At 64.3% G+C, this 22,085-nt stretch carries 10 protein-coding genes and 1 pseudogene; 9 read left to right on the top strand and 2 right to left on the bottom strand.

What is annotated here, in order from left to right:
• Positions 1-264 precede the first annotated feature (264 nt).
• Positions 265-5,475 (top strand): RecQ family ATP-dependent DNA helicase, encoded by a 5,211-nt coding sequence (locus K0O62_RS09300; protein ID WP_073858569.1) that lies wholly within the window; start codon positions 265-267, stop codon positions 5,473-5,475.
• Positions 5,468-11,902 (top strand): SNF2-related protein, encoded by a 6,435-nt coding sequence (locus K0O62_RS09295; RefSeq protein WP_073858568.1) that lies wholly within the window; start codon positions 5,468-5,470, stop codon positions 11,900-11,902. Before K0O62_RS09300 ends, K0O62_RS09295 begins: the two co-directional genes overlap by 8 nt.
• 37 nt (positions 11,903-11,939) lie before the next feature.
• On the opposite strand, the gene K0O62_RS09290 is transcribed toward K0O62_RS09295, so the two are convergent.
• Complete coding sequence (locus K0O62_RS09290; protein ID WP_073858567.1) at positions 11,940-12,719, bottom strand: hypothetical protein; 780 nt, start codon at positions 12,717-12,719, stop codon at positions 11,940-11,942.
• 49 nt (positions 12,720-12,768) lie between these two features.
• Positions 12,769-14,421, bottom strand: a complete 1,653-nt coding sequence (locus K0O62_RS09285) for a nuclease-related domain-containing DEAD/DEAH box helicase (RefSeq protein WP_073858566.1) — start codon at positions 14,419-14,421, stop codon at positions 12,769-12,771.
• A 559-nt stretch (positions 14,422-14,980) separates the two neighbouring features.
• Here K0O62_RS09285 and K0O62_RS09280 point away from each other — a divergent pair.
• From K0O62_RS09280 to K0O62_RS09250, 7 genes and pseudogenes are all read left to right on the top strand, one after another.
• A complete protein-coding gene (locus K0O62_RS09280; RefSeq protein ID WP_131830353.1) occupies positions 14,981-16,639 on the top strand; it encodes a hypothetical protein in 1,659 nt (552 codons plus the stop codon).
• 10 nt (positions 16,640-16,649) lie between these two features.
• A complete protein-coding gene (locus K0O62_RS09275) occupies positions 16,650-17,060 on the top strand; it encodes a hypothetical protein (RefSeq protein WP_073858563.1) in 411 nt (136 codons plus the stop codon).
• A gap of 684 nt (positions 17,061-17,744) precedes the next feature.
• Positions 17,745-18,494: an SseB family protein gene (locus K0O62_RS09270; protein WP_073858562.1), complete on the top strand. Its 750-nt coding sequence runs from the start codon at positions 17,745-17,747 to the stop codon at positions 18,492-18,494.
• Positions 18,495-18,781: 287 nt separating this feature from the next.
• Positions 18,782-19,330 (top strand): hypothetical protein, encoded by a 549-nt coding sequence (locus tag K0O62_RS09265; protein WP_131817452.1) that lies wholly within the window; start codon positions 18,782-18,784, stop codon positions 19,328-19,330.
• Between the two features lie 130 nt (positions 19,331-19,460).
• Positions 19,461-20,081 (top strand): hypothetical protein, encoded by a 621-nt coding sequence (locus K0O62_RS09260; protein ID WP_079244063.1) that lies wholly within the window; start codon positions 19,461-19,463, stop codon positions 20,079-20,081.
• A gap of 250 nt (positions 20,082-20,331) precedes the next feature.
• Positions 20,332-20,673: pseudogene (locus K0O62_RS09255) on the top strand (Lsr2 family DNA-binding protein); the annotation flags it as partial.
• Between the two features lie 162 nt (positions 20,674-20,835).
• Positions 20,836-21,999 carry a DUF2786 domain-containing protein gene (locus K0O62_RS09250; protein WP_308214469.1) on the top strand — a complete coding sequence of 388 codons (1,164 nt, stop codon included), beginning with the start codon at positions 20,836-20,838 and terminating at the stop codon, positions 21,997-21,999.
• Positions 22,000-22,085: the final 86 nt, after the last annotated feature.

Genomic DNA, 22,085 nt, shown 5'->3' with positions numbered 1-22,085 from the left:
TATCCAGGTTGCGAAAGCCGCGATCCGTGTTTGCTAAAACTCTCGCGTCACCGCGCACGAGGCGTTAGGCTGCGGGATTGTTTTATCCGCGCCACCGGTGGACCACGAGGTCAGCATGTCAGACACGTCGAGTATCGTTCCCGCATTCGCGCTATATTGACGCGAACGTTTGTTTTGCAGGGGGCGTAGCTCGATGGTCGGTGTGGCGAAGACAGTGCGGACCCGTGGTGTGCACCTTCGACCCCTCACCGTGCCGGTCCGCTGATGAGCACGCCCGAGCGCCCCATGCCGCCGGCCGCCGAGACGGCGCATCGTCTGCTGCTCGAACACGGCCCGCTGTCGGCACCCGAACTCAGAGAACAGCTCCGCAAGGAGGGTTTCGCCCAAACCCTGGAGCGGCTCCAGCAGTGGCCGGATCGGTTCCCCCACCGCTTTGCCGTCACCGACGACGGGCTCCTCCACGTGGCGGTCGCGTACAAGAGCCACCCCGTCACCGACCCCAACCCCACCGACGGACCCTGGTACTCACCGCAGCCTGACCGCGTCCCGCTGGACCGAGTGGCGGTGCTGGATATCGAGACCACCGGCCTCAACAAGGCCACCGATTTCATCACCGAGATTGCCTTGGCCCGGCTGGACGGTACGCAACTGATGAGCGTCGAGGTGGCGGTACCGGACGGCCAAGTCGGCGCTGACGCCGTGACGCTGTCTCATGCCCTGGATGTCCTGGCCACCCGGTTGCAGAGTGCCGATCTGCTGATCGGGCACAACCTGCTCGCCTTCGATCTGCCGTTTCTGGTGCAGGCCGCAAAGCGTCATGGACTGTCGGTCCCCCAGTTCCCGCCGAGCGCCGACAGTCTGCACCTCTCCCTCCTCGTGGATGTGGCGCTACCCAACCGGCAGCTCGCCGACCTCACGCTCCGCTACGGCATCACCAACCAAGAGGCGCATCGTGCCCACTCGGACGCCACAGCAACCGCCGCCGTCATCCGCGCCCTACTGGCCGAGGTCGACGTTGCCGAACCCAGCTGGCAACTCGCCATCGCGACCCTGGAAACCCACCGCAATCCGCTCGCGCTGCTGCTGCCATCGCTACCCGGCCCACCCGAGTTGTCCACGCTGCACCGGGATCCCGACCCGCTGCTGAACCCGGCCGGCCCTAAGGCCTCCGATGCATGGTCGGGCACTCGGGACACCTTCCCGGTCCTGCGCGAGCTGCGCAATCTCCGGAAACGACCCGCGCAGGAAGAAATGGCCCACGCCGTCGCCGAGGTCTTCGACCGAGGTGGCAATCTCGCGGTCGAGGCACCCACCGGAACCGGTAAGTCGTTGGCGTACATGCTGCCGGCACTCGCCCGTGCATCACGTCCCCGTCAGCCCGTAATCATTGCGACTGCAACAAAAGCGCTCCAGGGACAGTTGCGCGCCGAAGCGGCCCGGCTGCAGCAGGAGAACCTCCTCGGAGCCCCGTTCCGCCAGCTGCAGGGCGTCGCCAACTATGTCTGCGCCCGGGAACTCGAAGACGCGGTCGCCGATCAAGAGACCTCAGGTCTGGCGTTGGCGGTCGCCTTCCGGGCGATCGCCGAGTCCCCCACCGGCACCTGGGATGACGTCACCGACGACGTCCTCAAGCGTTCGGACGCCCGGTATGCGCGCACCCGTGCTCGCCTGAGGACCAACGCGGCGGGATGCGACCGCGCCGGCTGCACCTGGGCCAAGATCTGCCCGGTTGTCCAGCAGAGCGAGGGTCTTGCCAGCACGCCAGGCGTGGTGTCGATCAACCACGCCCTGATGGCAGCCTGGGTCACCGCCGCCAAGGCACCCGGCGACATCTTCGCCGACCGCCGAGCCGATGTTGTCTTCGACGAGGCGCACGCCCTCGAAGATTCCTTGACCTCGGCGTGGACCGGCCGGGTCGACGCCATCGACCTCGAAATCGTCGTCAACTCCCTGAATCCCCGTGCCCGGATGATGCGCGACATCCGGAAGCGGTCGAACGGTCGTACCGAGGTCAAAGAGGCCATCGACAGCATCGCGAGCAGCTGCGATGCGATCCGCGCGGCCGGCATCGAGTTCACCCAGGCCGTCACCACCTACCTCCATGAGTACGGCGGTCGGGCGCATGCAGCAGTCCTCCAGTCCGGAATCGTCAACTCTCGCCCCGAATTCCGAGTGTTACGTCAATCGGCATCGACGTTGCGGTACGCCCTGATCCAACTGGGGAAGGCGGTGTCCGCGCTGGGGCAGTCGCTGAGCGGCGTCGAGGGCGTCGGTTCGGCGAAGCGCCGACTCAACGGGCACGCCGAGCGGATCGACAACGCTGTCTCAATTCTGGAGACACTGGGACCGCTGCCCGACAGCCACCGCTGGGTGTACCGGCTGGCCGCCGAAGAGGACGATCCGGACGCCTGGGCCTACGAGCTGCTGCCCATCCACGTCTTCCCGGAATTCCAGCAGTTCGTGGTCGACCGGATGCATTCGACCGTGTTGTGCTCGGCCACCCTCACCGTCGAGCAGCGCTTCGACTACCTCAGCTCGCGCCTGGGGATCGAGATCGATCCCACAGCGGCCGATGGCGGCTTCCGCGGCCTACGTCTGCAGTCGCCGTTCGACTACGCGAAACAGTCAAAGGTGGTCCTCACCAACCACTTACCGATCCCCATCCCGGTCAACGAGCGGGAGTTCTGTGAGGAGATGGCCGCAGACCAGGCCGGGTTCCTCAGCCTTTCCGGCGGCAAAACACTGATCCTGTTCGCCGCGCGGACCCGAATGGAGATCGTCGCCGACGGCGTCCGCGCGAAGGCTGCCGAACTTGCTGAACGCGGAGTCGAGCTTCTCGTCCAGGGTGAACACGGCCGGTCGCAGATCTCACATCGGTTCAATTCCGAGCCGGGCACCGTGCTCTACGGGCTCAAATCGTATTGGGAGGGCTTCGACGCCCCCGGCGAGACCCTGTCCTACCTGTTCATCGAGAAGCCCCCGTACCCGCATCCCGACGATCCGCTCGTGTCGGCACGCCAGCGCGCCATCGCCGAACGCGGCGGTGACCCGTTTCTTGAGTACGTTCTGCCGATGACCGCCATGCAGTTCACTCAGGGCTTCGGTCGGCTCATCCGCTCCGAGAACGATATCGGCGCCGCACTGATCTGCGACCGCCGGCTGCACTCACCGACACAGGCACAGCGGGTACTACTGGGGTCGCTGCCCGGGCCAGCAATCCATGAGGCCATCGATCGCGACGATGCGTGGACGACGGCCATCGAATTCGTCACCGGCACAGCACCCGACCTCAGCACGGCGATCTCCTTCGGCCGCGACGACGTCAGTCAACTGCTGGAGAACCTGCGGCTCCTCGAAGGTGAGGATCCGACCGCGAAGCTCATCGAAGCTGCAGAGAAACTGTTCGGCATCACCGACCTTCACCCCAAACAGCTCGAAGTGATGCGCGCGATCATCGATGGCCAGGACGTGATGGCCGTGCTGCCCACGGGGTTCGGCAAGTCCTTGTGCTTCCAGCTACCGGCACTGCTCGCCCCGCAGGCTCGCGCCACGGTGGTCGTGTCTCCCCTTATCGCACTGATCAAGGATCAGGTCAACGACCTGCGTGGCCGGCGCGGCATCCGTCCGGTCCAGGGCATCACCGGCACCACGTCGCGGGTGGTGCAGACAGACATCCTGCGCGACACCGCCAGTGGGCACGTCCGGCTGCTGTACGTCTCCCCGGAACGGCTGGCCCGAGACCCGGTGCTCCGCGGGGCTTTGGGGCGCCAGCAGCTCAACCGTGTCGTGGTCGACGAGGCACACTGCGTTTCGGTGTGGGGGCACGACTTCCGACCGGAGTTCCGGCAGGTACCCGCATCGGTGGCAACCTTCGACACCCGCCCGCCCCGCGCCGGTTTCACCGCGACGGCCACGCCCGAAGTGGAGACCGACATCGTCGGGGCCATGGACATGCTCGACCCCGCCGTCGTGCGGGAGCCCAGCGACCGCCCCAACCTTCGTTTCCGCGTCCATCGATGCGTCGACGAGCGGGACAGGGTCCGAGAGCTGCTCCGGTTCGTCACCTGGTCCGAGAAGAAGCCCGGCATCGTGTACGTCACCAAACGTGCACTCGCCGAGGAGATCGCGGCAATGCTGCGTCGCGCCGGGCACGCTGCTCGCGCCTATCACGCCGGTATGGTCCCCGAACAACGCGACGCCGTCCAGGAAGACTTCGACTCTGACACGACCCGAATCATCGTGGCCACCAAAGCGTTCGGCATGGGCATCAACAAACCCAACATCGCCTGGGTGGTCCACTACGACCTCCCGGACTCGTTGGATGGATACGCCCAGGAAGCCGGCCGTGCCGCACGTGCTCCCGATGTCACCGGCGATTGCGTGCTCTTCTACACCCGCGGCGATATCGCCCGACGTCGCCGGTTGATCAATTCGCACGAGTCGAAGGCCGACGCGCAGATCACCCAGCAGTTGCTGACGCTGCTGTGGACATGTCCCGAGCGCGGTGACAGTCGAGTATTCGACGTCGATGAGTTGGCGGACAAACTCGGCATCGACGACGACGAGGTCAATGTGCACCTGGCCCAGCTCGAGCGAGTCGGCGCGCTGAAACTCGGGCTGGACTGCTCGGCCCGCGGGACGGTGGACGTCGGATTCCGCGAACCGACCGACGAGGACGAACGCCGTCTGTTCCGGGAGTTGTTCTACAAGGCGAACCGAGCACGCCCCAATGTCCGCGTCCAGATCGACTTCCACCAGCTCCGTGATGAACGCGGCTACGACCCCGACGAACTGGAGCAGAAACTGATCGACTGGTCCCTGGACCGGTTCGTCACGTTCTCCAGCTCCCGCCGGCTCCGCAGGGTCCGTTTGCTCTCCCACCTCGCGCCGCGGGACGCACTCGAACGCGAGTCCACACGCTGGAAGCAGTGGCAACAACGCCGCCTGCAGGCAATGATCGACTACGCCGAACAGGCCTCGTCGTGTCGCCGGATCGCCATCGGCGAGCATTTCGGTGACACCGTCGCCGACTGCACGAGCCGGGACATCGTCACCTGCGACCGCTGCAACGACGAGTCCCCACCGTGGGCGGCGCTACCCGACCACATGGTCCCCGACCCGGAACTCCTTGTGAACGCCGAACTGACCGTCCTCCAGGCGGTGGGGTGGGCATCGGCCTTCAAGAAGGGTGCTTACGGTGAGGCCAGCCTGCGTGCCGCCGTGCTCGGTCTGGAATCGCTCGGCGAGGGCAGACCGCTCGGCGCGGGCGTCCTCAGTTGCCCCCAGTTCGGGGCTCTCCGCCATGTGCGCAATGGGGAGAAACGGTGGAATACCGCGGTGGAGAAACTTCTCGCCGAAGGCTTCATCGATCGGCGCACCGTGGAACGGGAGTCGACCCGCACGCCTTATCAGAGTCTCGTCTTGACCCCTCGCGGCGCCCAAACACTCGGAATCACGGTGACACAGGATGATTGAGAAGCGGATCACCCACCAGCTGTTGGAGTCGGGGGAGCTTTCGCTCACCGAACGGGAACGTGAGGCATTGGCGCTGCCCCAGCACAGCACCACGCTCGCCCTCGAACTGGACGGTGACCCTTTCTTCGCCCAATGGAGCGGCAAGAGCAGGCAGCTGGCCGGGGACATCCTCACCGAACGGTTGCAGGACTACGGCCAAGACGGTGGGCTGCTCCGCCTTCGCCTGGTCGACGGTGTCTACCGCCTGTCCATACTGCCCCCAGGCGCCGAGATGGTCACCATCTACAAGTCGCCACCAACCCCGCCGATCCACAACAAGACCGTGGCTGCGAAGGTTGCGCGACGTCGGACCGTCGACCGTCAGTTCCACGCCGACAACGAGTATGACTGGTCAGCCGGCGCGAGCAAAGCGATCGGGTTTCTCAAGGACGCCCGCGTACTGCTCGGCGAGCAACTCAAGGCCGCCGGCTTCGACGATCTCGAACTGGTCGAGCTGCGACTGCAAGGCGAAGAACTGGCCACGCTCGACGATTTCGAAGAACTGCTCGCCGTCGACGTCGCCAATGTCGACCGGATGCCACACCAGGAGGCCGTCGCGCGACATGCGTTGTCACGCTTGCGCGGGCGCGCCGTACTCGCCGATGAGGTCGGCCTCGGTAAGACCATCGAAGCCGGCCTGGCCGTCAAGGAACTGACCCTGCGGGGTTTGGCAAAACGCGTGCTCATCCTGTGCCCCGCTCCCCTACGCGAGCAGTGGCGCGAGGAGATGCACCAGAAGTTCGACCTGAACTTCGACGTCGCCCTTCGCGGTACCGACGTACACAAACAAGACAAGCTGATCATGAGCCTGCAGCTCGGACGCAATTCGGCCCCGAAGCTGACCGCGGAACCCTGGGACATCGTCATTGTCGACGAGGCGCACCGTGCCGCCGGTGCCGGCGCTCGGAAGACCCGCGAATTCATCACCGCCCTGACCACCGCGTGTCGGTATGCCCTTTTCCTCACCGCGACCCCGGTTCAGAACGACTTGCTCGAGCTCTACCGGCTGGTCGAGCTGCTGCGTCCGGGCACCTTCACCTCCGTACAGCAATTCAAGCGGCAGTTCATGCAGGGATACGACCCGCGTACTCCGAATGATCCTGCGGCACTGCGTCGTCTCATCAGCAGCGCAATGATCCGCACGACCCGCGCTCAGGCCGGTGTCGACCGTGTCACCCGCCGCGCCGTGGACGTGCCTGTGACGCTCGGCCCGCGCGAGCGTGAGCTCTACGCGCTGTGTACGAAGCTACTGCGCAGTGTCATGACCGACCCCGGGGACGCGATGCGTCGGCGGAGCCTGGCACTCCGGCTCACGGCCAGCCCGTTCTCGATGGGGACCACCGCGCTGAGGATGGCCGAGAGACATCCCGACCCGAAGGTGCGGGCGGTGCTCACAGAAGTCGGCCACCTTGCGATGGATATCGAGAAGTCCGCACGTGAGAACACCGCGATCGAGATCACCCACAAGTGGCTCAAAGAGCATGGTCGGGTACTGGTCTTCACCCAGCACACCGACACCGTGACCGGTCTCCTCCGCCGGATGGAGGTCGAGGGAATCACCGCGCGCTCGTTCCACGGATCGATGTCTGCCGGTGAACGCGCCGCTACCATCGCCGCGTTCCGGTCGGGCGAAGCCCCGGTGATGATCTCCACCGACGCAGGCGCAGAAGGTCAGAACCTGCAGTTCTGTAACTGCGTCCTCAACTTCGACCTGCCCTGGAATCCGATGCGAATCGAGCAGCGGATCGGGCGCGTCGACCGCCTCACTCAGCCCAAGGACGAGGTGTTCATCGCCAACCTGTATGCGCAGGGCACCATCGACGAAAGCGTGTATCGGCTGCTCGCCGAGAAGCTACGGATGTTCGAGCTTCTGTTCGGGCAGGTCACCACGATCCTCGGTGAACTCGACGATTCGAAATCCGCCAGCTTCGAATCCCGGATCCTCGAAGCGCTCTTCTCGGACAACGACAAGAAGATGCAGAACCTGCTCGGTCAACTCGGTACCGAGCTCGCGCAGGCCCGCGAGAGCGCATCCACGCTCATCGCTGCCGACAGCGGGCTGAGCAACTGGATGGCCTCGGCGTTCGAACATCGCAAAGGCCTGTCCAAGGCCGGAGCCACCGAACTGGCCCCCGAAGTAAGCGAGCGCGCACGCATGCGGCAACGTCGGGTGCAAACCTGGACGCGCAACGTCCTCAAAGCCCTGGGCGCAGATTTACTCCACGACACCGGGGAGGGTGACGGAGCGTTCATCACGGCACAGTTCGACGAGGAGTACGAACAGGAACTCGATGGCCGAACGCTGATGCACCTCGCGTTCGACCGCATCGGCATGGAGCACCATCCGGATGCCGAGCTGTGCGCGGTTGGCTCACCGGTATTCGACGAGATCCTCGGCCTGCTCCGTATGCGCGGCGATATGCACGCAACCGTGCCGGTGGTGCCCGACGACATCGGCGACAGCCCGCTCGAACGGGCCGACAATGTCACGCTGCTCCGCCGACACCTTGTCCCCTCGGGCTCGTGGAGCGGGCAGGCAACGTTCCGTGCTGCAGTGGGCGAGAGTGAAACAACCGAGCACCTGCTGACCGCGGATATCAACGGCCACCACCAAACTCGACTGCCTCGCCGGCCGCTGCAGGATGGTGAAACACTGCCGGCGGCGTTCGGCACCCCGTCGGAGGTCATCGCTGCGTTCGAGAAGGCCGCGACCGGTCAGTTGGAGAGACTCCGCCGCGACCTGGCGGACAAGGTGGAAGCGGACCAGGCGGCGGAACTGCAGCGTATCCGCACCGGGTATTCGGCACAGATCGACGAGGCCTCCTACGAGGACAGTGTCCGGCTGCAGCGCGCGTTGAGTTCAGAAGAGAAGCGCCTCAGCCGGGTTCCGGACGTGCGTGCGCGGGCGAAGATCCTCGCACTCACCCTCGATGAGGATGACTGGTTGGTCGAGGAGGTTTGGGCAGGCCCAAACGGTGCCGAAGCCACGTTGACCTATCCGTGGGAGGATTCGGAGCCGCCACTTTTCGTGAGCGACGCATCCGGGGACCCGATCGAAGTCCTGGCATTGTGCTCGGACTCGCACTGTGTCAGCGAAGCGGAGACGCAGTACTGCGAGTCCTGCGATCACGTCCTCTGCGGGGCCTGCGGTGAGGATGCCGTGTTCGCCGACTGCCCGATCTGCGGACTGGCCAGCTGTGGCGCCTGCCGCGCGGATGGCGGCGGGTTGTGCCGCGGTTGCGCGTTCCCGCAGCGGGTACCCGAGTTGGACAACGAATTCGCGCTCGCCTGGCGCCTGAATGGCGGAACGACCCTGCTGGTCGGCGACCGTGTTGCTGAACTGCATCGGCCGGACGGACAGTCGCACACTCTGGTGCGCGATAAGGATGCCGATGATCCGCACCGGAAGCGGATGCGGTCGTACGCCGTGAGCAATGGCCTGCCGCTGGACTGCGGTGTCACACTGCGAAATCTCATCGGGCGTCGCGATCTACAGGACGACACCCGGGCCAAACTGAAATCAGCATCAGCGGTTGCGACAGAGCTCAGCATTGCCGCGACGAGCGGTTCCGCCATCGATTCGGCAGCGATCGCCGACGTTCCGCTGCACGACGAGGCGAACGTCGTGCCTGAACGCGCAATGAGCATAGGGAAGCTGCTGCAGAAGCTCCGATCGGAGGAAACACCCCCGGCCCCGCCCATGGTGATGGTCACCCGTCGCGCCAGCTTCACGGATCTATATCTGGAAGCGGATGGTCTCGCCAAAGAGGTGTCCACGGTATGCGACGACGGCAGCATCTCCGTTGCCGATCGCCAGTTCGAACCGATGCAGTGGACGAGCCCAGCCGGCGATAGTCCGATAATCGGCAACGCCGCCCTCGATGGGACACAGATTTCGCTTCAATCTCGAAATGAGGCAGTACTTGTCTTTGTATCGACGGACGGGCAGCCACAACCCGATACGTGGACCGCATGCCCGGCCGGCAGGAACCTTGCATTCCAGATCGCCGGCTTCGACTATCTCAACTCGATCCGAATGCCGGGCGGCAAAATCGGCAAGCGCATCCACGAAATAACCACCATCACTGCGCCGTTCCCTTCGCCGAGCGAGTGCACTCTTGTTGAACGTGAGATTCGCACCGTCGCGGAACTTGTCGACTTGGAATCCGGTTTCGAGCTGGAGTCAGCCAACGATGAGTCATTGGCCGCGCTTGGCGTCCGCCCGAACCACGCAATCGCAAAGACGACTCGCCCATTACCTACGGGGTTGAGTACAGCACTGCTGACCAAGACGAGCCGTCCCTTCACCGCGTCACTGCGCAACGGATTGGAAGTCAAAGAAAATTGGCGTGGGCATGGCACCGCCGTCCACACGTACCGGACCTTTGACGGTCAACCGCTGAGCCCGTTGGGTTCGCCGGAAACCGACTTCGGTGTCTGCCGCGACGGCCACTTTTACCCCGGCGGCACCGCTGCGCTCTGCGGCTCGTGTCGTGCCTGGGCGTGCCCGTCCTGTGATGAGCTGGACCATTTGGCGTCGCTACCGTGCCCCGGGTGTTACGTCTCAGTGTGCCGGCGTTGTCTGTCAAGCGAACATGATGCACCCGCTGAACGATGCGTCGTCTGCAGAGACCACGCGTGCTCAGATTGCGGACGAGATCCCGAAGTCAATTGTTGCCCAATGTGCGACCGCACGGTGTGCGGAAGCTGCCGCGTCGAGGAAACCTGTCCTGCGTGCGCGCATCTGGCCACCGCAACCGATTCTCAAAGAGCCTCGCTGCCCCAGTCGCTGGTGCTGTCGGGCGCCGAAGTTCGTATCGGATCCGACGCCGACGCCAGCGTTGTGCTCATCAAGCGCGGCGAAACCGTCGAGCAGGCGATCGTCCGCAACGACTCGATCATCGTCTGGAAGGTGTTCGACAAGAACAGTATTGATAATGCTTACCGGCTTGCCTTGGCCGCCAGCGGCATCCTCGAAGCTCAAGTGACGCCCAAGATTCACAGTGTCGAGCCTGAACAACCCCGCGATGGCTCACGGTTCATCGTCAGCACCGAACGCTCATACCGTCCGGCCTGGTCCGTCGAGCAGCTACAGGCCTCCGGTTCTGGTACCCAATCTTTCAACGACCCCGTGGGCGATCTGATCCCCATCATCGCACCGGAGTTCCCCTCGCCGAGAAAGGAACCCACACCCGCGTCCATCGCGCCTGGACGACTGGCACACGAATTCGCAAACATGTCAACGCCGCTGACCGCCGGCCTTGACATTTTTTGGGAACGCTTCGGTTACGACATCTGCATCTCCTCGCAGGGACTGTGCAGGACCACAATTGAACGTTCGGTCGCCGAGGACACCACAGCGGGATGGGTTGCGGCGACGGCGACACCGCAGTGGGTCAGTGACGATTGGGAACCGGTCCCGGCCGTGCGGGCATATGCATCGAGCAACGGCGCTCCGACGGCAGAAGCCGCGGTCGTCCAACTGGCCTCCATGACTGCGCTCGGGGTCCGGATCGCTGGGCAAACCAGCTGGTACGCAATCAACAGATCCGAGAATGCCGCGACAGCAACCGCCTTGTCACGATGGTTGGGCCTCGGAGATGCCGACACAGTCAGCGTGTTCACCGACCCCCGACAGGTACGGCTCTCCTCCGTCACCAATGCAGTGCGATCATCCGTCACCGTGAATCCGATAGGCACGATCAGCACCGGCCCTCAGGTTGGAGCCGATGTCTCGGGGGACGCGCATATGGCGTGGAACCCACCAACGAGCGCCCGGGTGCCGCAACTGGAAAAGCTTCCAGATCGGCTACGCATCAACCTTGCACAGGCGTTCCAGCCGACAACCGCGTGGGCACAGCTGGAGGTCGGGGCGCATATCGAGCAACTTGTCACCGTCGAGGACGGCCACGATTGGCGCTACGAACGCACGCTCGCAGCCGGGCAGATGGAGGCTCGCCGCGTCAATGGCAGCACGGGCTCCCTGTTCGATTCAGGGGCAATCGACCGAGAAGGTCACTTCGGCGCAGGCTTTGCGTTTTGTAACTACTGCGGCGGGGCGACGTGTGCGGTCTGCATCGACAAGGCGGTGGCGTGCGACGCATGCGCCGTCAACATCTGCAAGCGCTGCGTGAGTCAACCGCAGGCCAACCTGTGGCTGTGCCCGGCATGCACGGCAGTGCGACCGCCGACACGGGGTGAAGCCCGCGAGCACGGGCGTCTACTGTCGACGCGGCGCATGCTAATCGGCTCCGATGCTCAGCACACCGTAGTCGTGGAGCGGTCCAAGAATCACTGGACACGCAAGGTTGCCGATGGCGAGAAGCAGGTGATAGTGAACCCGTCTGTGAACGAGTACCTGGACGGACGGCTTGACACGGCGGACTGACGGCCTCTGTTGAAGTCGACGGGGAGTTGCACATCAGCTATCTAGCGCCTTCTCGTCTGAACCAGTCTAGGTCGTCTTCCCAATCCGCGATCGCCTCTGACATGTCAGCACTTCGTCGGCGAGCAACCTCGGCGAAGTTCGATAGGCACCGTTCGATTTTGTCGGCCCGCTGCTGGCTGTTGGGCTCGCCCCACTCAGCTATGTAGGACCGGGTTTCCTTCGATACCCCAGTGAGGGTGACCGCATAGGCAGTCCGCAGTATTCGCCGCCGTTCGACCGGACCTAGCCCGTTCTGTCCAACCTTGTATCCCAGCTCCCTAAGAACCCCGTTCGACGGCCACGAACCTGTATCGAACGTGACATGTAGCTCGTGGACCGTACGAGTTATACGGTTACCAGCCAGATCATTGAACACCGATCGCGTTGGACGCGCCTCGCTGGGAGCCGATGAGTCCCCTTGCTTGTCGTGAACCCACGGGAGCACCGATACCACCCGTTGCCAGAGGCTTTTCCCCGCGCGGGGCGGGTCCTGAACAATCTCGTTCGTAGGTTCTTCGCGACGCCGATCGAGCAAGCCACCGAGTAGCCGCAAGCATTCATCACGCATGCACTTGGACTTGAGCAGGATGTACCAGTCGTAGCGGACTCCGTCAGCCGCAGGACGGAAGCTCTCTCCCCACGCCTTCACCCCGAGGCTTGTCGCGTCCAATACCTCAACGAGTTCCTCTGCATCAAACAGGCTGGCGTTGAACGCAAGCCAGTGTCCCCGCTGGTTACTTTCGAGATACCACTCATCGATTCCGAGGTCGTCGATCATGTGCAGACGCCTATCTCTTCAGATTAGAGCCCCATCATTCGAGGGTAACCTAACCGAGAATCCCCAGCCGCCGCGCCAAGTCCGCCCCACCAACCTCCCGCACAAACCCCGGATCCCCGCACACCACCAACTGATCCCGTGCCCGGGACAACCCGACGTACAACCGCTCCCGCGACCGCTCGAACGCTGACTGCTCATTGACCACCAGCACCACCGCGCGCCGCTCCAGCCCCTTGAACCCGAGGACGTGTCCGTAGAACACCTGCTCGGCGTCCCAGAAGCTGGCCCAGTACGCAACATTGCCGGCGGCCTGGCGTTCCCGCTGTTCGGGATGCCGTGTGCCCGTGGTCAACAGCGCGACATCCTCAGGCCGCCAGCCCTGCTCCAGTAGCAGCTCGACCTCGTCGTCGCCGACGTCCATCGCATCCTCGGCCGCGCACGCGACGAACTTCACCGCTGGCCCGTCACCGCCGAGAAACCGCATCGGGTGATCGACCAACGGCTGAAACGCCGTCGCGATCTGCCGAGTGTTGCGCAGGTTGTGGTCCAACACCAACGGCACCAGCGGCACCGGCGGCGAACCCTGCCGGTTGAACACCCGCTGCCCCTCATCGGTGAAGACGTACAGCCCGCCGGTCACGTCGTCCTTGAGCGCACCGAGCAGCGGATCCCACCAGGCGTCGGCGAAGTCCTGGGCCTCATCGACCACGATGGCGTCGAAGCGCTGCCCGGGCTCCAGCGCGGCCGCCAGGTCCGCCATCTGCGCCGGCAGGTCGTGCTCCCAGAACTGCACCGAGTCGTCGGTGCGCAGCGACTCGTCCGGCCCCGCCGGCGCGCCCCACTGCTTACCGAGGTCGTGGAACTCGCCGACGTAGGCCGGCCGCTGCCGGCGAGGCCACGCCCCGGTGATCCGTTCCAGGTAGGACGCCAGACCGTGCGAGTAACAGACCAGCGCCACCCGCTGCCCGCTGCGCGCCAACCGCCGCGCCTGCTCCATCGCCAGAAACGTCTTGCCGCTACCGGCGCCACCGCGGACCTCGACCCGGTGCAGCAGCCGGATCGCATCCAGGATCACCGACTGGTGCTCGGTGAGCACATCGGCAGCATCCTCGTGCTCCAGTGCGCGGGCCACCACATCACGCTGAGGCAGACCGCGACCACTGAGCGACTCCACCAGCTGATCGATTCCGACCGCGGTGAGCACCGGCCGCTCAAGTTCCTGGCTGTGCAGGTTCTGGCGCATCCGCCCCACCAGATCGCCAAGATCGTTGCGATCGAACGCTTTCCAGCGAGGGCAGTCCGCCAGCCCGAAGCCGTCGGGCAGTTCGGTGTTGGGCAGCACTATGACGTGGTCCCACCGCAGCCGGCCCTGGCTCCACCGCGGATCGTGCTCGACGAAACTGCGCAGCGCATAGCAGGCCTCGCGGGCCTGCCGGACCGGTTCGATCGCGTATGCCTTGCCGCCCCGGATCTGGCGCCAACTCTGGCCGTCGTGCCAGACGTCCCCGCCCTTGACCTCGACGCAGACGACGCCGGCACCCTCGATCGCGACCAGGAAGTCGACCTCGTGGTCCTTGAGGTGATCGGTGACCCGCTTACCCGCGATGACCACACCGTCGTCGCCGAGCTGCTCGACCAGCAGGTCGTACACGCGGCGTTCGGCGGCATTGGCCAGTTGTGGCTTTGCGGTGTCGGTCGTCATGGTTCCTTCCCGAACATTGTCCGGATGCTAGCGAGCAGCGCCGACAGCCCACATCCTTTTTGTCCAGGTGTCGTCAGCAGCACCGCGCTGAGGGAACCTATGAGGCCGAACTTCGCGTTGCATGGCGGCCCTCGATTCACCGGGTCCTGGCGGCAATAATTTGGTGCACTCGGACGAGCTGCAGCGGCAGTAGTCTGGTCTGGACAGCAGCACGTGGGGAGTAATCGGGGTGCCGGAGCGGAATCAGCCGTTGAGAGTCGATCCGACCGAGCTTCAAGTTGCGGCGGATCAGCTCGACGCTCAGGCCAGTAGTTTCGTGACGGCGCATCACGCATCCCACTCAAGGGCGGGCCACGCCGCACTTGGGGCGGGTTTATCGGCCGCCGCGCTGCCGGAGATGTTGGCCGTCTGGGACAGCAATGTTGCACGCTCCCACCAACGATTCGCCGCCCTCGCCGAAGATCACCGCATAGCGGCCACCAAGTACAGAGTGACCGACGCTCACGGTGCTGAGCACATCGACGATGCCGGCCCTGCGCGCTGAGGTGACGTCGTGTCGATGACGCTCAAGGAGCTCAAAGAGTGGGTTCCTGAGATCACCGATCTGGCCACGGCCACCCGCGAGTCTGCGACGAACCACAGTTCCTCGGCAGAGTTCTACCGCTCCCTGGCCACCGCCTCGACTTGGGAAGGCGACGGCGGCAACGCTGCCCGCGCTGCAATGGTCGCCAGCGCCTCCGACCACGACGATATGGCCGAGAACCTGGGCGCAGCCGCAACAGGTATGGAGCACGCCCATCAGCAAGCCGAAAAGGTCGCCAATGCGATCGTCGGCATCCTCAACGACGCCGCGGCGCCACCCGCAGTACTCGTCGACGAGAACACCAATCAGGTGATCCCACCAGATATCACCTATTTGGACGAGGACGCTGCAGCCGAAGTTGCCGCGAAGGTTGCCGACCTCCAGGCCCGCATTGCTGTCGCACTCGCCGATGGCCAGCAGGTCGACGCCGAGCTCGCCGGAACGATCAGCACCGCAACCGGGACACCCCCGCCCGCGACCCAGTCCCACAAGTCTTTTGAAGATCTGCTGCTTCACGGATCCCAGGAGAGCCGTGATCCGACGAAATCCGAGAGATCCGCCGGTACAACACCGGATCTCGGCGCCGCGCTGGCCGAGATCGCCGGACAACCGACAGACCAACCGATAACGCCGTCCGCACCTCCCCCGTTGGATCCGGTGAAAGTCGAGCAGTTCAAGGCGCTGGCGCGGCAAGCGATGCAACGCGACGGGGTACCGGCGGATCAGATCGAAGCGCGCCTGGACGCGATGGTCGCCGCGGCGCAAAAACCGCTACCCCGTTACACGGCACCCAAGGCCGAGTCGATGCCACCACCCGGCTTCGGCGAAGGGTTCGCCGACCGCTGGTTTTCGACCGAACAAGGCATCAAAGAACTGCTCGGGCAGGGCGGACCGGGAGCACCGGGTGTCCTCGAATCCTGGGGTGGCCTCCTCGAGGGCACCGCCGAACAGGTCACCAACCCGGTCGGCACCGTGATCGACGAAGTCAAAGATGCACTGGACTCCCCCAGCCTCGCCTACTACCTGGGCGAGAAAGCAGCCGACGGAGCGGTCGCCGCGCCCGGCCTCATCTTCGGCGGCGAGGCTGCCCTCGTCGCAAGAGCGGGAGCGCTCGGCGACCTCGGCCCGGGCGTTCCGCAGGATCTCATCGACGGCCGGGCACCGTCAGGAAGTTTCGATCACCCGTTGCCCCTCCATGGTCCCGACAGCAAGCTGCCGGCCTTCGATCCCCCGCCGGCACCAACTCCCGGCCCGGAATTCAACTTGAGCAGCCCACTCGACCACATCAGCCCAGAACTGCGCACCCTTGCCGAACAGAACCTGACAGGCAGCGGCGAAACAGTCCTCGGCCCGTACAGCCCCGCCAACGGAGGGCCGTCCTACCTCGAAGTTGCGCACGAGAACGGAGCGAGCTACTTCGACATCGGTGATGCGTGGAACGCCGCCACACCCACAGAACGCCTCGCCGCCAACCAGCACGTGCTCGACATCGCTATCGCGAACAATGACACCATCACCATGTCGGTGCCCTTCAAGGAGATTGAAGCGGGCACATACACCGCAGCCGAGATCCGCTATCTTGAATCCCATGGATATCGACGCGTCGGGGACAACACCTTAGTGCCTCCAAAGTGAAGGACGATAGATGAAGCGGCTACTCGAGTTCTTCTTGAGATATTTCCAGATCTTCTATCTTGACCCCCACTACCGAATCTCTGATTCCAAGACATCGGGCTCAGCAGAATCTGACGCCTGGATTGTCATCACGGGCTCGATTCTGACCTGGCGATTGGTCAACAACCGAGGACAGTTCCAGCTCGCCGTTGCTCCGACCGAATTGCTGTCCCGGGACAACTGGTTTTGGCTATCTGTGATCCGTCAGCACTTGGACAGCGACGAAGACACTCAGCTTGACGCCGATGGAATCACGTGGCTCTACAAGAACGTTGGCCGAATTGAGCAGCTTTTCTCAGATCGAGCAACAGCGATGCAATCATGCAGTGATCTGAATGACCTGAAGGAAGCGATAGCGGTACGACTGTTCGGACCGGGATGAAAGTCTGGGAATCGAGTTCGGTTACAGGAGCAGAATGAACTGCCTGTGAAACGTCCTGTCCATCGTCCGCGAACTCCAACCCGCTTGCACACCCGAAACTCGTGGCACTAGGTAGCCCCTCCACAGTAAGAGATCGCTTGGAAAAACTACTTGAGTTCGCTACTCAATACCTGCAAGTGCTCTATCTGAACCCTGCATACCGATTCACCGATTCAAAGACTTGTGGCCTCGCGGACATCGATGCGTCGATCTCGCTTTCGAGCGACACGCTCCGCTGGGATATCACTAACGACCGCGGCCAGATCGATGTGGCCGTCGTCCCACTGCAATTCGCAAACGACGACAACTGGTTTTGGCTCTCGCTAATACGCCAGTACCTCAACGGTAGTCAGGCCGCCGCCGAAGGAGGCTCAGATCGCGATTCATCCGCTTGGCTTTCTCTCAATCTAGACGAGGTCGAAAGGTTGTTCACAGATGCGGAAGACGCTCCTCGCGTGTGCGCCGAGTTGGTAGCGCTGAGACAGGAGATTTCATCCGGGGGAACTGGGGGTGGCCGAAGCCAAAGTCGGTTTAGGGGCACCTTGACGGCACCGATACGTCCGCCGGTCCGGTCACCATTGAAGCGGAGTAGCGACTGAACTCATTCGCAGCACGCCAACCCGACCAAGAAAGGCAACAACCGTCATGACGTTGGTCGACAACACCACTATGCGCCGCGCAGTGGCTGCCTTTGCCGCTGATCCAGGACAGCGCCTCGCCTTCGACGTGTTGCGGGAGTGCATGAACGGCGAGGTCCTCCTCGATATCACCGGCTCCGATGACCCGGTGTATTGGAGCTTTCCGGGAGGTTCACGGGTGCAGATCCGTTCTGGAACCGGGCCGGACGGCAACAGGGCACTCTTTGTGTTCACCCGCAACGAGGAAGTGGCACGCATGCACCCGCCGGGCACCCGCACGCAGTCGATGGCGACCCCGGCTACCGGCGCCCTGGAGTTGGCGCACAGCCTGGGCAGCGGCTGGCTCTATATCGATCCGGCCGGGCCGACATGCGCGCTGTCGGCGCAGGAAATCGAGTTCGCACTGCGGAATCCGCACAACGAACAACTCAAGGCGACAATCGCGGAATGGCATGCCGGGCGAGCGGACCGGCACCGCGTGCTGGAGGTGCTTCGTGAGAAAGGACCCTTATTGCTGGCCGTCGATACCACCGTCCCCGGCAAGACGACGGCCGCAACCATTGCAATGTCAGATGGCACGACCGCCTTGCTGGCCTTCACCAGCGCCCCCGAAGTCGTGGCCTACAACCCGGCGAAAGCAGTCATGGCACTAACCACTACACAGATCATCGACGTGGTCCGGACCAATGGCTACAGCGGGCTGGTCGTCAACCAGGCCGGACCGTCGATCGCTGTACCGCACTCAGCCCTCTCCTGAATTCCCCGCCGGCACTGGCTCCCTGGCCACCTCGTCGAGCGCCCTCCGATCGTCCGCCAGCTCAAGTCGACCCGGGGCTGACCTCCCCGACGACGACACTGCCATCAGGAGCGGTCTTCTTTCGCCCACAACATCCGCCATCAGACTCAGGTACAGCACCTCTGATGGGCTAGGGGTTGACCGTTAGAAAACTGGTGCTTCGACACCGTGACAGCTCCTCTAGGATTGAGCTACGACTGTCTAAGCGCGGCGGAGCTCGCGTGCCGAACGCGCCGGGGGGCCAACGAATGACAGAGCACCTGTCGGTTGATGGCGCTGGCGGACCGGTGGATAAGCCGAAAGTGGCCGTAGCAGCCTTGGTATGTGTCGGAGCCGTCGCCGCCGGATGTTCGGAGGGACCCACCGCCGACCCTTTGCATACCTCGACGGGCACGAGCCCGTCGCCGATTATGAGTCCAGCCGACGAAGCACGCTCAGCCCTGGGCTATTTCAAGGGCTACCTGGATGTCCAGCTTCCCGGTGACCTCCAAGAACTACGCGTGAACCGTCCACCGTTGCAGGACTTTCGAGCGGCCACGGTCATCAGCTTCGTCGCTCCGCCCGACCAAGTGATTGCCGAAACGTGCGGAAGCGTCGATGCCAGCGTCCGGCATGTGCCTCCGGTTCTGACCGGCTATCCGACCAAGTACATGTTCGAAAGCGTTGAGGCAACTGTCGACGCATCCGACTACCGAACCTGCGAGAAATACAACAGTGGCCGTCAAGTCAACATCTTGATCCCCAAGGCAGAGGGAGCGACGACCTACGTGCTGCTCTACCACCAGCCATACCGGTGATCAGAATTTTAGCCCACCGCCGGCAACCTGCAGCGCGTCATTGCCAAACCCCGACGGCCGACCAGACGCCGGGCGGCACCGTCCACGTTGATCACGGAACGCAATTCGTCGACGATTGGCTGGCCGGAAAATGATCGACAACATCAGTCTGATCTCAGCGGTTGCAGGACTGGCCGCGATGGCGCTCGCACCCCGCAAGAACGTCCGCGCGGGTCGAACCGTCTACTGGGCGGGGGCCGCGGTAACCGCTACCTCGGCATACTTCGTCGCGCAGCCGCAGGGCTGGAAATCAGCGCTCGGTGCAGTGGTCTTTTTCGGCGTGGCTGCCGCGTTCATTGCGTACACCTACACGCCGTTCCTCAGCATCAAAGGCCGTGTGATCTCCTTCTACAGCAGGTCACCGCAGCCCTACGGCGCCGGGGTCACCGCGAATAGATCGTGGTGGCGCCTCCTAGCTGCGATGACCGTGTTGACGATCGGGATCATTGCGTACTTCTTCGGTGAAGGCGGCCCGTGGCTCGCCATCGCTGCCACCCTCGGGATCGTCATTTCCGGGTCTTCCTTCGGATACCGTGACGCACTCCTCGGAGCCGGTTTCGCATCGGGACAGCGCATTCAGTTCTTCCTCACATCGGCCGTCACACTGGGCGTCTTCCTGATCGCCTACCTCGCCGCGTACTTCCTCAGCCCGCGACGTCTGGCTGGTCGCGAACAGTACGGCCGTCACGCGGGGCCGACCGGGCTCGGGTGAACTGACTGAAGAGATCGCGGCCGAGAGTTTCAGTCCTGACACCCACGCGAAAGCCGCGCCATGCCGACAGAACTGCCGGCCGTTCACCGCAGACGGGGTCCTGCGGATACGACTACGACATTCGTTGCCCGCCAAGCGTTGACCAGCCGTGGCGTGCCCAGGCATCGCACTTGATTTCCTACCCCGCGGTGTCCCAATACTCCTGCAACCCACTGCGAACCCGGTCCTCCACACTTTTCTGCACCTCCTGGACCGAGTCCGTCCAGCACTGATCGCCGACGGGCTGGCCGAACTGCAGGTCCGCTGGCCCAGCGTGCCGATCGTCTTCTGCGAGACCCGCCCGTTGGCCGAGGAATGGACCTACCGCTTCCTCGCCGCCGCGCACACCTGGGCCAGCACCGAAACCGCTGCACTGCAGCGTATCTCGGACGCTCGCGTCGATATCGCCACGCCCGCCCCACCAGCGGAGGGTCCGAGCACCGCCGAGGTGCGCGCCTGGGCGCGCGCCGCCGGGTTGCCGGTGCCCGACCGCGGCCGGCTGCGGCCCGAGGTGTGGCAGTCCTGGCGCGACGCCCACCCGAGCACCCCCTGACCTGTCGTACCCCTCGGCCAGACTCCAGACATGAGCCGACACAACCGCCAGAAGCGCGCGGCCAAACGGAAGGCGCGCCGCCACACATCGTCGCCGCGGCCACACCGCGACACCTATCCCCGCCACGATCGGGTCGTCCTGCTCGACCACCTGGTCGCGGCGTTGTACGACGCCGCGACGTGCCCCGAGCATGACGTCGATTTCCACGCCGCCGAACTGCTCGAAGAGTTTTCCCCTTGGGCCCGCGATCTCGCAGCGGCCGCCGACGTCGCCATGGCCGGTGCCATCCGAAGGGTATGGGAGGCGGGTTGGTCACCGAGTGACATCCACGAATTCATTGGTCGCCGGCTCGACGCGTCGGCCGCCGACTATCTGGCCGAGGCCATCGTGATCGAGTCCCAGCAGTACGCCATCACCACTTTGCACCCGCGATGGCGCGCCGACCTCGCCGAGTTGTCCGCCGGGATCGATCCGGCCACCCGGGCGCCGCAGATGTGGGCCTGGGCCGGCCGACGCGCCCTCGGCAACCGCGCGGCTTTGACGGTGGTGCTGAACCTGCTGCAGTTTCTGCGGAAGCTTCCGGTCCTGGAGCCGTTGCTGCCCTTGCCCGGCGCGATTCAACACACCCCTGTCGTGGTGGGTGAGACCGACACGAAGGCGCTCGGCCGAGTGCGCGGACTCCTGGCCAAGGCCGAGGCCACCGAGTTTCCCGAGGAAGCCGAAGCACTTTCGGCCAAAGCGCAAGAACTGATGAGCAGGTACTCCCTGCACCACGCGATGCACGAGCACCGGACCGGTCGCGAATCGACGGCAGGCGCGCGGCGGATCTGGATCGACAGTCCCTACGCCGGCGCCAAGGCGACCCTGGTGCAGGCCGTGGCGACGGCAAACCGGTGCCGCATGGTGTGGGCGGAGAAGCCCGGATTTGTCACGGTCCTCGGCCCCGACCCTGATCTGGAATTCGTTGAGCTGCTGACCACCTCCCTGTTGGTGCAGGCCAACCAGGCGATGCTGACCGCAGGCCGCCTGACCACCGGTGGGCAGGCCCGGACCAGGTCGTTTCGGCAATCGTTTCTCATCGCATACGGCATCCGCATCGGCGAACGCCTCACCGCCGCCAGTACGGCCGCCACCACCGAGGTCGATCACGACAAGCTGCTTCCGGTACTGGCGGCGCGCAGCCAGGCAACCGAGGACCTCACCAACCGCCTGTTCCCGGCGGCGGTTGCCCGTGCTGTGTCGGCGTCCAATGGCACCGGCATGTTGGCCGGGCGCTGCGCTGCCGACCTCGCCCAACTCAATGTGCGACGACCGATTGCGGGATAGCGCTTACCTGACCCGGACGTAATGCCCGGGATCGATCCGGCGCTCCCCCGACCACCGGCCCTAGAACACCGGCACGGTCCCGTCCT

Source organism: Mycolicibacterium diernhoferi, from assembly GCF_019456655.1.
Lineage (GTDB): Bacteria > Actinomycetota > Actinomycetes > Mycobacteriales > Mycobacteriaceae > Mycobacterium > Mycobacterium diernhoferi.
Note: the sequence above shows the minus strand (reverse complement) of the source record. Positions and strands in the feature narration are given on the sequence as shown.